This is a genomic window from Erythrobacter sp. HI0063 (assembly GCF_001635685.1).
Lineage (GTDB): Bacteria > Pseudomonadota > Alphaproteobacteria > Sphingomonadales > Sphingomonadaceae > Qipengyuania.
Map to the genome: position 1 here is coordinate 1 of NZ_LWFF01000327.1, position 12,166 is coordinate 12,166.

Below are 12,166 nucleotides of genomic sequence, written 5' to 3' on the forward strand. Positions count from 1 at the left end.
CCCATCCCAGAAACGCCTCCATGGCAGCGGGATGGTGCAGCATGGTGCGAAACACATTGTAGTCGCGTCCGCGCACCAGCATCGCGTCCATCATGCGACGCTGCCGCTCGTCCATCTCTGCATCGCCCAGCGGTTTCAACACGGCCATCGATTAGGATTCCTTCTCATGGCGCATCGAGAGGGCGGGGGTCCGCATCCTTATCGCAGTGTCGAATGCGGACGCTCCGATCCGGTCATTCACTCTGCGCCGCTTTCCAAAAACTCTCGGCGCTATTCGGGCGCACGTGATGATAGCCAAGAAATCTCAGCTATCAAGAAGCTTGGTCATAAAGAGAAAAAGGTGTCGCGCCGCTGCCGGGACAATTCGCATCTGGAATTTATACCGCCTGGAAGCGAGGAACTGACGCACTGGGGGAGACGCAGCCTGGGATTGCAGGCCCGCCGAAAAGACAATCGGAACGCTGTATCAGCGCATGGTCTTGCGCAGATCCTCGGTCCCGATGGCCGAGGCCTGGTAATACGCTTCGAGGAAGCGGACCGCGGTCTGGCGGTCTTCCTTCGAGAAGCCTTTCACGACCCTGCTCCCGCCCTTGATCGTGTCTAGATAGGGCGCGATGAATTCGTCGGCCTTGTCGGGCGCAATGGTGATCCACACCTTGCGGCGATCGTCTTCGTCGCGCGTGCGCACCACCAGCTTGTTCTTCAGCAAGCGCCCGACCAGCGCCGTCACCGATCCGCTCGTCAACGCGAGGCTCGTGCCCAATTCGCCGGCGGTCATCGGGCCGGTCAGATAGAGCTGCTCCATCGCTCGCACTTCGGTGACGCCGAGGCCGTGATGGCGTGCCGTTATCGTCGCACGTTCCAACAGATGCGAGGCAAGTCCCCGCGTGAGGCGGGCGACCTGGAGGTGCTCGTCATCCATGTGCGATCGGGCGGGCTGATCCATGGCTTTCGCTTAGGCGAGAGCCATTGATGGGCGCAAGCTCTTCGCCCGTTGGACCGAGCGTCATTCCCGATGCCGACATTGGTCTCCGAAGCGGATGTCCGGTCCTCAATGCAGTCGGGAAGTCGCGCGCGCGATTTCCGAAGCCCGATTAAAATCGGAAAATCTGTCGCCGAACGGATTAAAACCATCGGGCGTTTCGTTTCCCTCTCAGACGACCGGGTCGACCCGGCCGCGCATGAAAGGAAGACGATCGATGACCAAACCCGCCGCAATCCCGTTCCTCGCCCTTGCCCTGACCGGAGCGATCGGGGCGACCGCCGTGAGCGCTGCCATCCCGATGCTTTACGAAGAGCAGATGGCGCGTGCGGAAGAGGCCCTGATTATCACCGCGCCGATTGCCGGCATCGAGAACAGGTTCTGGTTCGATTACCGCATCGACGTGACCGAAGCGCAGAAGGAGCTGTCGAGCGATCTGCGCCGCGCGAGCGATCTGGAAGACCATCGCGATGCCTGGGAAGAATATGCGCGCGAGTTGAAGCACGAGCGCGTCCACTATGTCGAGGAAATGGCCGAGCGCGGCTATCGCATGGGCCGGGTCATCATCGTCGACTGAGCCTGGATCAGCGAACCAGAATCAGTAGCCCCCCGGGCCGCATCCCTGATCGGATGCGGCCACCCCTGAAGGAAGGATCGGACCAGCCCCCGATCCTTCCTTCTTCGCGTTCAGATCAGGGCAGAAGCCCACCGGAAAGCGAAAGCCGGGAAAGCTATCGCGGGCCGCTCAGCGCCATCCACGTTCGCGTGCGGCCTGCTCGGCCGCCGCGTCGAGAGCGGGGCCCGTCGCCATATCCTGCGCCTCCGCCAGGATCGCGCCATCATCGGCGCCCGCCATGCGGAAATCTGTCGAGGCGGCTTCGCCTCCTTCGGACCGGCTTTCGATTCTCCAGCCCTCGTCGTCGCGGCAGGCGATGCCGCCACCCGAAACGCCGCTGTAAGCGCGGCAAAACTGGCCGCCTTTATCCTCGAACGACAACAGCACGCGGGTTTCAGCCGCCGAAGATTGCTCGGCAACGAGCTGGTCGTCGAGCACTGCGGCGAGCTGAGGACCGGCATATCCGGCCCCCGGCCCGGTATTGGTGTCACCCAGAATGACGGCGATCGCTAGCGAGGCGGCCAGCGCGGGCCCTGCGATCCACCCCCAATGAGGGTGCCTCGACGGAGCTTCTCGTTTTTGCGCCTCCTGCTTCTGGCGCGCGGCGGCGAAATCGACCACCGTCTTGTCCTTCCGCGCTGTCAGGAGATCCGTCAGGCGGTCCGGCACCCCTTCCTCCAGCACGGGCGCATAATGCTGCGACAATCGCGCGGCGAGGGCGCGATGCCGCTGCACCTGTTTCGCCAGTTCGGGATCGGCGGCAATCGCCTCCCGGATCGCGGCTTCCCGCCCGGCCGGCAATTCCCCGTCCGCGAAGGCGGCGATCTCTTCAGGCGTCACGCGGGTGCTCATGCTTCGTCTCCCAGCATCTGCATCAGGGCATCGCGGCCCCTGACGAGCCGCGAGTTGAGCGTGCCGACCGGACAGCCCACGATCTCGGCGGCTTCCTTATAGGCATAGCCTTCCACCATCACGAGCAGCACCGCCTCGCGCTGATCGGGCGGTAGCGACTGCATTGCGCGATCGACATTGCCGAGTTCGACCACGGCTTCCTGCGCCCCGTCGCCGCCGATGGTGACACCCGCTTCCTCGTCCACGAAGGTCTGCAGGCTGCGGGTCGTTCGGCGGCCCTCGTCGATCCAGATATTGCGCATGATCCGATACATCCAGCTGTCGAGCCGCGTGCCCTGCTCCCAGCGGGAGCGATTGGCGAGCGCGCGCTCGATCGTCATCTGGCACAGATCGTCACCGTCGGACGGATTGCCGGACAGCCCGATCGCGAACCGACGCAATCGGGGTAGCAGGGCCAGCAAGTCTGTCTCGAAAGCGGTGTTCAGTGTCTCTGCCTTCCATGGGATTAAACGGACGGGGGCGCTCGTTTCATCCATGCTTAATGCGTTTTATCCGATTGCCGAGGCCTCGATGCGAATTGTCCCTCTTCTGTGCGCCGCTCTGGCTCTGATCGCGGCCCCTCTCGCCGCGCAGATCGCTCTGCCGCGCCTGCCCCTGCCGCCGGTCGGCAGCGTGGTAGGCGACAGTCTCGGCGCGCTGGGAGAAACGCGCGCGGATTTGCAGCGGACGATCGAAAGGCTCGCCCGCGACCGGCTGCGCACGGTCGAGCAATTGGTGCGGACCAACCCCGATATCATCGAACTGGACGTTCGCGGCGCGCCCGCACGGCGCGGCGAACTGATCGTCATGGATGTGCCCGCCACTGCTTTGGCTCCCGCGCTCCAGGCCGGTTTCACCGTCTTGTCGCGCGAGAAGGTCGAAGGGCTGGGCCTGTCGCTGGTGCGCGTGAGCGTCCCCGCCGGTCTATCCCTCGCCGAAGCGCAGAGCGCGCTGGCGCTCCTCCTGCCCGAGGCCGAGATCGTGGCGGACAATCTCCATTTTCAGGCCGGTGTTGCCGACGGCGCGCTCGCATCCGCCGCTTCTTCGGCCTCGACCGGACGGTCCGCGTCGGTCGGCATGATCGACGGAGCGACCGGACCGTCGATCACGGTCGCGGAAACCCGCGGCTTCGCCAAGGGAGCGCCTTATCCCAGCCATCACGGAAGTTCGGTCGCCTTCCTGCTTCAGCACGCAGGCGCCGGTACGATCCGCGTCGCCGACGTCTATGGGACCGACAAGGCAGGCGGGAATGCGCTCGCCATGGCGAAGGGCCTCGGCTGGTTGGTGCAACGCGGCAGCAAGGTGGTCACGATCAGCCTGGTAGGGCCGCGCAACGCCCTCCTCGAAAGAGCGGTGCGCGCGGCGCAGAACCGGGGCGTGGTCGTGGTGGCGGCGGTCGGCAATGACGGTCCCGCCGCTCCGCCGGCCTATCCCGCATCCTATCCCGGTGTCGTCGCGGTCACTGCCGTCGATGGCAAGCGCCGCGCTTTGATCGAGGCGGGGCGCGCGCTCAATCTCGACTATGCGGCGCCGGGCGCGGATATTTACGGCCGCAATGCGAAGGGCAATCGGATCAAGCTGCGCGGAACCTCCTTCGCCACGCCGCTCGTCGCTGCGCGCGTGGCGCAAGCGATCGGGCAGGGCGGCGATTGGCGCAGCGCGCTCGACCGGGAAGCGATCGATCTGGGGCGCAAGGGGCCGGACGATGTCTTCGGTCGCGGCCTTGTCTGCGCGACGTGTACGGGGCGCTGAGCGGAGGCGCTGAAAAAATTTCGGCAGCGATGGATTAAGCGCACCGGCCCACCCGTTTTCCTTTCAAGCGGATGCATCCCCCCTGTTTTCGCATCCGCAGATGAAAGGAACTTATCATGAAGACTCTCCTGCTCGCCGCGTCGGCTCTCGCAATGTTCACCGCGCCTGCCCACGCACAGCTTCTGGGCGGAGTCGGCCAATCCGTCACCGGCACGCTTGGCGGTTCGGTCAATTCGACCCTGCGCGGTTCGACCGAAACGCTGCGTTCGAGCACGCGTGGCACGCTGCGCGGCGAAGCCTCTACTCGCGGCAGCCAGACCGTCGACCGCCGCAGCGGCAGCGTCGCCGTCGATCGCAGTGTCGACACCAGCCTCGATGGCGCGACCAGCCAGGTGCTGGGCAGTCAGACGGGCAACGCCTCGGCTAGTGGCGCGAACTCGGCCAGCGCCTCGGGATCGGGCAGCGCCGATGCGCAGCTGATCGGGACCGATGCCGTAACCGGCGCGGTCCGTGGGGCCACCTCCACCGTTCGCAATGTCGCCACCCCGGCCGTCGGCGCTGCGCGTGACCGTTTGTCCGGGACGGCAGGCCAGATCGGCAACGTCACCGGTTCGGCGAACGGTGCAGCCAGCGGCGCGGCGAATGGGAGCGGCATGATCGGTGGCGGGATGCTCGCCCTTGCAGGCAGCAGTGCGGCCGAGGGCGAGGGCGCCTTTGCCGTCGCTCCGGGCATGCCGGTGCAGCTTCCCTCGGGCGAGCGGCTCGGAACGGTGCGCGATATCGTGGCGACGCGCGCCGGCGAAGTCCGTCAGCTGGTGGTCCAGACCAGGGACGGCCTCGCGACCATCCCCTCGCGCAGCTTCTCGGGCAGCGGTTCGGTTCTGATCGCAGCGGAAGGATCGGCGTCGGGCGCCGCTTCTGGCGAATAAGCCGTCCGCCAATCTGACTAACTTTTGTGGGGTCGGGCCGCTCGAATGGGCGGCCCGACCCTCAGCCGACCCCGATTTCGACGCTTCGGCCTGCTGCTCTGACGGTACGTCAGACACGAGGATACCCCCCATGCGGATCGCGGCATTAACCGCCCTGTTGCTGGTCACCGGCGCGCCAGTAATGGCTCAGTAGGCGGATGCCACCCCTCGGCAGGATACCGGTTTCGAAACGGCTGTCTCGCTCCTCGCGGGGGCGGACTATATCACCGACAATATTGATGATCGGGAGTACGAGACCTACGCGCGCCAGCGCGGGTCTGGCCGTCCGCTCCGGGCGGTTTTCCTTGACCGCGTCGGTGCCTTACGTCTCCACGACAGGGCCCGAGGATCTCACTGTCGGCAAAGGCGGACTGCTTGCACTGCCCTTCCTCTCCCGTCCATCGACCGAGCGCCGTGAGGTCACCCGCGACGGGATCGTGGAGGTCCTAGTCCAGGCCGACTATCTCGTACCGACCGGAGGCGTGAACGCATTCGTCGCGGGCAATGTAAAGGTGCTCACCGCCGCGCGCGAAAAAGGCGCTGGGTACGGGCGAATTCGAATATGGGGTAACCGGACAGGTCTCGCGCCGGTTCGGGCGCGCCATACCCTTCGCCTCCGCGACCAATTCCGTCGTCGGCGAACCCGACGACTTCGACGTCCGCAATACGGTGGCCGCAAGTGCGGGCGCGTAGGTAACGCATTGGGGGAATTCCAAACACCACTCATCGCGGCTAGCACCGCTTGGGCGAGGTTGCTTCCTGCCTCTTCTACATCCACGGCTTCAGGCCTCATCCGTTAAAATCCGTATGATCCGGCTACAAAGCGGCCCGGTCCCTTCGGTCTTCCTTCTCCACCACCAGCAACAGTCGCGACCACAACGCCGTCCGATAAGCGGGTCGCTGTTATCCGGAAAAGAGCTCCGACAGAGGCGTCCGGGTCAGGTGTCTGTAGAACGGTCAGCAAAAAATCGGAGAGATCAGCAATGCCGAGCATCTCGCCCGTCTGCTTGTCGGTGTATGCAGCCTCCGTCGCCGCCAGTTTCCGCATGGCGAGCTTTCGATCTATCAGAGCGAGACCGATCGCGCGAAGACGGTTTTCGAAGGCATCGAGAAATCGCCATTCCTCGCTCTCGGAGAGAACGCCTTCGCGTTGATCGTCTTCGACTTCGCGGCGGCCTTGATCGACTTCGCATTTATTATTTGTCAGGCAACCTTCGCACCAACCAATCGCTCGATGCTTTCGACCGTGATCGGAGTTCGTCTGCCGACTTTTTTCCTGACCAGCGTGCCATCTCGCATAAGCTTGTCGATTGTCGTCCGACCTAACCCAGTCGCCTGTTCGGTCTGAGCGACCGGCGCGGTAAGATCGCCGGGCCTGATCGGTTGCACGCCTCCCTTCTTTGCCTCGGAAGCCGCAATGGATGGGGCGATGCCTTTCGTCGTAGCGTGCGCATCGCAGCCGCTAGACTGTTTTGAGACGCCAACAGGTGAATCTACGCAATATCTATCGAGGACCTTGATGAGCGCGGCTTCGGAGAAGCTGATTCCCGTTATGAGGACGGACGGGGTGCCTCCCTGTAGGAGCGATCCTTCGAGCCGAACCGTTCCACCGTCTAGGGCGGCTTGAATCTTTTTTGATGCGACAATCCTCTCCCAATCTTGGGCCGGAATCTGAGCGTCGCGCACTACCTTGGTCGGACCCCCAGCGGGTCTTATCTCTCGCACGAGAGCATAAGTTTTGATCGGGCCGGCCGCGGCGAAGCCGGCTAGCAGAGCATCAGCTTTTTCGAAATCCCTGGACCTAACGAGCTCGATTTCCTTGGCCGGAAGGACTGGTTGATGGGCTGACATGCTTTCTCTCGAATTTGAACGGGCATATTTGTCAGCCAATCGCGAAAATGCGGCAACCCTCTGGTTCGTTGTGGCTATGCAAATCGATCAAGCCGGCGATTGCTCGAACAATCGTCGCGCCGAGGTCCTCGCTGATGTTCGGGGATGTCCACCCAGGTTTTTCATGTTTTTTTCATGGAAACGCCGTCCATCTTTTCAAAGTCATTAAAAAGATGGTGGGCGCGGCAAGGATTGAACTTGCGACCCCACCCGTGTGAAGGGTGTGCTCTACCACTGAGCTACGCGCCCGCCCGATGGGGCAGCGCTTAGCTGCCGGGCAGGGGCGCGCGTTTACGCAAGGTGGGGCGGCTTGGCAAGCGGGAGCTGCGAAAATGCGCTCCGCCGGATTGCCTAATTCAGGATCAGCGCGGCAAGCTTGCCCAGCCACCCGTCGAGCCCGCCATCCATGCCGCCGATCCGCGCGGTCCTGGCCGTGGGCGTTTGCGGACATTCGAGGCAATAGGCCTGTGCGCCCTCGGTCGTGAGCAGGCGATCGAGGTCGGCCTCGACCCTTCCGGCGAGCGCCTGTTGGCGCCGCGCGAACAGGGCCGTCATATCGGCGCGCGCTTCGGTCTCGTCGCCGATCAGCCACTGGCGCAGCAGCGTGTCGTAAGTGCCGGGTTCGTCGCCGAGATAGGCGACGTACCAGCCGCCTTCCTCGAGGCCCGCTTCTTCCGCAGCCCAGTCGATCGCGGTCTGCAAGCCGCCATACTGGTCGACCAGCCCGATCTGGCGGGCCGCGCCGCCATCCCAGACGCGGCCCTGACCGATGCGATCGGCCTGTTCCATACTGAGATTGCGCGCCCGCGAAACGCGGGTGAGGAAGTCGCGATAGCCGTCTTCGATGCCCGACTGGATCATCGCATCGACTTGCGGAGTGAAGCCGCCGATCAGGTCCGGCTGGCCCGAAAGCGGCGTAGTGCGCACGCCGTCGGTCGAAACGCCGATGCGCGCGGCGAGGTTTTCGAATGTCGGAATCACCGCAAAGATGCCGATCGATCCGGTGATCGTCTCCGGCTCGGCAAAGATGCGGTCGGCAGGCGTGGACACCCAGTATCCCCCGCTCGCCGCGACATTCGCCATGGAGACGGCGATGGGAATGTCGTTCGCCTTGTGGCGCAGGATGGCGCGGCGGATTTCCTCGCTGGCGAGGACGGAGCCGCCGGGCGAATCGACGCGCACGACCAGCGCCGCGAGATCGTCGTTCAGAGCTTCGTCGAGCAGGTCGGCGATGCGCGTGCCGCCCGCCGTGCCCGGCCCGGCGTCGCCATCGACGATCTCGCCGGCAATGGTGACGACACCGATGGCGCCGCCCTGTGCCGCAGGTTCGGTGTCTTCGAGCCAGGGGTCGAGATCGGTCGCAGGATAGGCGTTGCGCTCGCTCGACCAGTCGTCCGCGCCGACCAGTTCCACCACGCGCGCTTCGAATTCGTCGCGGCTGCCGAGCTTGTCGACGAGCCCCGCGGCGAGCGCGGCAGTTGCGGGATCGCCACCCGATGCGGCCAGCCAGGCCTGCGGATCGGTCGTGGCGAGCGCGATGTTCGCCTTGGGCCGCGCCTTCTTCACATGCGCCTGCCATTCGCCCCACAGCGCGCCGTAAAGCGCGGAATAGTTCTCGCGCGCTTCTTCGGACATGGTGTTGCGCAGGTACGGTTCGACCGCGCTCTTATATTCGCCCACGCGATAGACGCGCGCGTTCACGTCAAGGTTCTTGAGCAGTTCGCCAAAATAGAGATTGCCGCCGCCGGGCCCTGCGATGGCCGCGCCGCCGAGCGGATCTACCCAGATTTCGCTGGCATGGCTGGCCAGGAGCAACGCATCATCGGCATAGGCGGTCGCGAAGCTCAGCACCGGCTTGTCCGCCGCGCGAACGCGGTCGATCGCTTCGCCAATATCCTGCAGATGGACCTGCCCACCGCCCAGAAAACTGTCGAGATCGAGCACCACGGCGGTGATGCGCTCGTCCCGCGCCGCCGTGTCCAGCGCGCGGACGAGATCGCGGGCCTGATATTCGCCAATTGGCGCGCTGCCCGAAAGCAGCGCCTGGAACGGGTCGATCGGGGTGCGTTCTTCCACCACCACGCCGTCGAGCGCGAGCACGAGCGCGCCTTCGCGCACCTGTGCCGGGCTGGGCCGCGCGGTCAGCACCGCGTAGAGCGCGAAGAAGAACAGGAGCATGAAGGCGAGCACCAGCCCGTCCTTGATACCCACCAGCAAGCGCCACACCCGGCCTGCGAATTTCATTCCATCGTCCCCATCAATCTCGGCTATCGGCTTCTGCTCGGGGGTTTAGGAGCGATGCCGGACAAGCGCCACCGATAATGCTTGAGCGGCCCACGGGGCTCGATTAGGGGCTTGGCTTTAATGGCATCGCCCGAAATCTCCTCCTCCAGCGGCCGCTACCCGGCGGGTCGGCTCGCCTTCCCGCATCGCGACCTGACAGACATCGCGCAGCTCGAACGGCATGAAATCCTGTTCCTGCTCGACGAGGCGGAACAATGGGTCGATCTGAACCGCAAGCGGCACAAACATCACGATACGCTGGCCGGCCTCACCATCATCAACGCCTTCTTCGAAAATTCGACGCGCACGCTGTTGAGCTTCGAGATCGCTGGCAAGCGGCTGGGCGCGGATGTCGTCAACATGCACGCCGCCACCAGCAGCGTGAAAAAGGGCGAGACGCTGATCGACACGGCGATCACGCTCAACGCCATGCGCGCCGATGGCATCGTGATCCGTCACGGATCGAGCGGGGCGACCCAACTTATCGCGGGACTGGTCGATTGTCCGGTCCTGAATGCGGGCGACGGGCAGCACGAACATCCCACGCAGGCGCTGCTCGACGCGCTTGCCCTGCGCGAGGCGCTGGCCGACCGGGGCGAGCCGAGCGAGGACTTCACGGGGCTTACGGTGACGATCTGCGGCGACATCCTTCACAGCCGGGTCGCGCGTTCGAACCTCCTGTGCCTCCAGGCATTGGGCGCCAGCGTGCGGCTGTGCGCGCCGCCTGCGCTGATGCCACAGGGAATCGAAATGATGGGCGCGGACGTCTTCCACGATTTCGACCGGGCGCTGGAAGGTGCGGACGTCGTCATGATGTTGCGCCTCCAGACCGAGCGGATGAGCGGCCAGTTCATCCCGTCCGCGCGCGAATATCATCATCTCTACGGGCTGACGAAGAAACGGCTCGACAATGCGGCGCCCGAAGCGCTCGTCATGCATCCCGGCCCGATGAACCGGGGGGTGGAGATCGACAGCGACGTGGCCGACATGCTCGACCGGTCGATCATCACGCGCCAAGTGGAAATGGGCGTGGCGATCCGCATGGCCTGTCTCGATGTGCTGACCCGCCGCGCGCGCGGCGTGGAGGGCTGGGCATGAAGCAGGCACGGCCGATCACGATCACCGGCGGCAGGCTGGTCCTTCCAGACGGCGTGCGCGAAGGCGCGATCCGGCTGGTGGACGGGCGCATCGCCGCGCTGGGCGATATCGAAGGCGAAGAGGGCGACGAGATCGTCCAGGCGCGCGGGCGGCTTATTACGCCGGGCCTCGTGGATTACGGAGTCTTCGCCGTCGATAAGCCCGCCTTCCATTTCGGCGGAATCACGCGCGCGGCGCTGATGCCGGATCAGTCCCCGCCGCTCGATCTGCCCAGCCGCGTCGCGTATATCGCGAAAAGCGGCAAGCCCGATCTCTGGGTTCATCCGCTCGCCGCGGCGACGCGCGGGCTCGAAGGCGAATCGCTCGCCGAAGCGGCGCTGATGCGCGAAGCGGGCGCGCGCGGGATTGCGACCGGGCGGCGCTGGATCGGCGATACGGGCGTCATGCTGCGCTTGCTGACCTACGCCGCCATGCTCGACCTGCCGGTAGTCGCCCATGCCGAGGACGGCGCGCTCGCGGGCGACGCGGTGGCGACGGCGGGGGAAATGGCGACGCGGCTCGGCCTTCCCAGCGCGCCTGCCGAGGCGGAGACGCTGGCGATCGCGCGCGATCTGGCGCTGGCCGAAATGGCTGGCGCGCGTATCCATTTCCGGCAGGTGACGACGCGTGGAGGGCTTTCTCTGATCCGCGCGGCCAAGGCGAAAGGGCTTGCGGTCACGGCAGGGGTGACGCCCGCCCATTTCATGCTGTCCGATCTCGCCATTGCGACATTCCGCAGCTTCATGCGCCTCTCGCCGCCGCTAAGGCCCGAAGACGACCGTCAGGCCGTGATCGAGGCCATTGCGGACGGAACTGTCGATGTCGTCTCCAGCGGGCACGATCCGCGCGGTGTCGAGGACAAGCGCCTGCCCTTCGCCGATGCCGAGCCGGGCATGGCCGGGGCCGAGACGCTGCTGGCCATGCTGCTGACGCTGGAGCGGGATGGCGCGATCGACATGGCGCGCGTTTTCGATCTGTGCGCGTCGGCCCCCGCACGCCTGTTGGGTGTGGAGGCCGGGGCGCTCGTCGAAGGGTACGAGGCGGATATCGCGATCATCGATCCCGACAAGCCGTGGATCGTCGATCGCCGCAAGATGGAAGCGAGCGCGGGCAACACCCCCTTCGACGGTCAGCCGACGCAAGGCCGGGTGATCGCGCTGTTCAAGGGCGGTGTCGCGGTAGGCCTTTAACGCGCGGCCATCCGAACATTGGTCTCGATCGCACCGGGCAGCGGATTGTTCGCCGCATAAGCGATGCAGCCGCCGCCGCCTTTCTTGACCAGCGAACACAGGCTGCGCGCGCTCGTTTCGGCATAGCCGGCTGCGGCGACGCGGTAATAGATCTTGCCGTTTACCTTGGCCTTGGTGATCACTTTTTCGGCGCCCGCCAGTTCGGGGTGGCGCTGCTGGAAGATCTTCCAGGCCTGTTGCGCATCGGACATCGAGAAATAGCTGCCGAGCTGGACGCGGTAATCGCCGCTCTGCGCCAAAAAGGTCTTGGCCGGGGCGGAGGGTGCGGTTTCAGCCCGCGATGCCGGTGTGGCCGATGCTGTGGAGCGAACGGGCGCCGGAGCGGCCACGCGGGCGGCGGGGGCTTTCGGTTCGGCGAAGGCCTGCGAAACGGTGCGCGATGCCGCTGCCGGAACGG

At 65.1% G+C, this 12,166-nt stretch carries 11 protein-coding genes and 1 tRNA gene; 5 read left to right on the forward strand and 7 right to left on the reverse strand.

Annotated features, from left to right (window positions below; translation table 11 throughout):
- Window positions 1-466: 466 nt before the first annotated feature.
- On the reverse strand, window positions 467-946 hold the full coding sequence (locus A3736_RS13645; protein WP_067684040.1) for a MarR family winged helix-turn-helix transcriptional regulator: 480 nt from the start codon (window positions 944-946) through the stop codon (window positions 467-469).
- A 253-nt stretch (window positions 947-1,199) separates the two neighbouring features.
- Between A3736_RS13645 and A3736_RS13650 the strand changes: the two genes are divergently transcribed.
- A complete protein-coding gene (locus A3736_RS13650) occupies window positions 1,200-1,559 on the forward strand; it encodes a hypothetical protein (protein ID WP_067684042.1) in 360 nt (119 codons plus the stop codon).
- A gap of 168 nt (window positions 1,560-1,727) precedes the next feature.
- Here the strand turns inward: A3736_RS13650 and A3736_RS13655 are convergent, their stop codons facing one another.
- Complete coding sequence (locus tag A3736_RS13655) at window positions 1,728-2,450, reverse strand: hypothetical protein (RefSeq protein WP_067684045.1); 723 nt, start codon at window positions 2,448-2,450, stop codon at window positions 1,728-1,730.
- Complete coding sequence (locus A3736_RS13660; protein ID WP_067684048.1) at window positions 2,447-2,986, reverse strand: RNA polymerase sigma factor; 540 nt, start codon at window positions 2,984-2,986, stop codon at window positions 2,447-2,449. The genes A3736_RS13655 and A3736_RS13660 overlap by 4 nt, the downstream gene beginning before the upstream one ends.
- A gap of 34 nt (window positions 2,987-3,020) precedes the next feature.
- Here A3736_RS13660 and A3736_RS13665 point away from each other — a divergent pair, with 34 nt between their 5' ends.
- Together A3736_RS13665 and A3736_RS13670 are read left to right on the forward strand one after the other, a co-directional pair.
- The gene (locus A3736_RS13665; protein ID WP_067684070.1) at window positions 3,021-4,241 is read left to right on the forward strand and encodes a S8 family serine peptidase; all 1,221 of its coding nucleotides are present in this window, start codon (window positions 3,021-3,023) and stop codon (window positions 4,239-4,241) included.
- A gap of 116 nt (window positions 4,242-4,357) precedes the next feature.
- Window positions 4,358-5,170 (forward strand): hypothetical protein, encoded by an 813-nt coding sequence (locus A3736_RS13670; protein ID WP_067684051.1) that lies wholly within the window; start codon window positions 4,358-4,360, stop codon window positions 5,168-5,170.
- Window positions 5,171-6,412: 1,242 nt separating this feature from the next.
- On the opposite strand, the gene A3736_RS18055 is transcribed toward A3736_RS13670, so the two are convergent.
- From A3736_RS18055 to sppA, 3 genes are all read right to left on the reverse strand, one after another.
- Window positions 6,413-7,099, reverse strand: a complete 687-nt coding sequence (locus A3736_RS18055) for a hypothetical protein (protein ID WP_233999390.1) — start codon at window positions 7,097-7,099, stop codon at window positions 6,413-6,415.
- Between the two features lie 174 nt (window positions 7,100-7,273).
- A tRNA-Val gene (locus A3736_RS13690) sits at window positions 7,274-7,348 on the reverse strand.
- Window positions 7,349-7,450: 102 nt separating this feature from the next.
- The gene (gene sppA / locus A3736_RS13695) at window positions 7,451-9,343 is read right to left on the reverse strand and encodes a signal peptide peptidase SppA (RefSeq protein WP_067684063.1); all 1,893 of its coding nucleotides are present in this window, start codon (window positions 9,341-9,343) and stop codon (window positions 7,451-7,453) included.
- Window positions 9,344-9,463: 120 nt separating this feature from the next.
- Here sppA and A3736_RS13700 point away from each other — a divergent pair, with 120 nt between their 5' ends.
- Together A3736_RS13700 and A3736_RS13705 are read left to right on the forward strand one after the other, a co-directional pair.
- Window positions 9,464-10,480, forward strand: coding sequence for an aspartate carbamoyltransferase catalytic subunit (locus A3736_RS13700; protein ID WP_067684066.1), 1,017 nt, complete (start codon window positions 9,464-9,466; stop codon window positions 10,478-10,480).
- Complete coding sequence (locus A3736_RS13705) at window positions 10,477-11,709, forward strand: dihydroorotase family protein (RefSeq protein WP_067684068.1); 1,233 nt, start codon at window positions 10,477-10,479, stop codon at window positions 11,707-11,709. Before A3736_RS13700 ends, A3736_RS13705 begins: the two co-directional genes overlap by 4 nt.
- Here the strand turns inward: A3736_RS13705 and A3736_RS13710 are convergent.
- A partial coding sequence (locus A3736_RS13710; protein WP_197465611.1) for an SPOR domain-containing protein occupies window positions 11,706-12,166 on the reverse strand: 461 nt, incomplete at its 5' end. The genes A3736_RS13705 and A3736_RS13710 overlap by 4 nt on opposite strands.

What these genes read in the sequence shown, in the direction of transcription:
- A3736_RS13645 (WP_067684040.1), bottom strand. Translation starts at nt 946, where the DNA reads ATGGATCAGCCCGCCCGATCGCACATGGATGACGAGCACCTCCAGGTC.
- A3736_RS13660 (WP_067684048.1), bottom strand. Translation starts at nt 2,986, where the DNA reads ATGGATGAAACGAGCGCCCCCGTCCGTTTAATCCCATGGAAGGCAGAG.
- A3736_RS13705 (WP_067684068.1), top strand. Translation starts at nt 10,477, where the DNA reads ATGAAGCAGGCACGGCCGATCACGATCACCGGCGGCAGGCTGGTCCTT.
- sppA (WP_067684063.1), bottom strand. Translation starts at nt 9,343, where the DNA reads ATGAAATTCGCAGGCCGGGTGTGGCGCTTGCTGGTGGGTATCAAGGAC.
- A3736_RS13650 (WP_067684042.1), top strand. Translation starts at nt 1,200, where the DNA reads ATGACCAAACCCGCCGCAATCCCGTTCCTCGCCCTTGCCCTGACCGGA.
- A3736_RS13665 (WP_067684070.1), top strand. Translation starts at nt 3,021, where the DNA reads ATGCGAATTGTCCCTCTTCTGTGCGCCGCTCTGGCTCTGATCGCGGCC.
- A3736_RS13670 (WP_067684051.1), top strand. Translation starts at nt 4,358, where the DNA reads ATGAAGACTCTCCTGCTCGCCGCGTCGGCTCTCGCAATGTTCACCGCG.
- A3736_RS13655 (WP_067684045.1), bottom strand. Translation starts at nt 2,450, where the DNA reads ATGAGCACCCGCGTGACGCCTGAAGAGATCGCCGCCTTCGCGGACGGG.
- A3736_RS13700 (WP_067684066.1), top strand. Translation starts at nt 9,464, where the DNA reads ATGGCATCGCCCGAAATCTCCTCCTCCAGCGGCCGCTACCCGGCGGGT.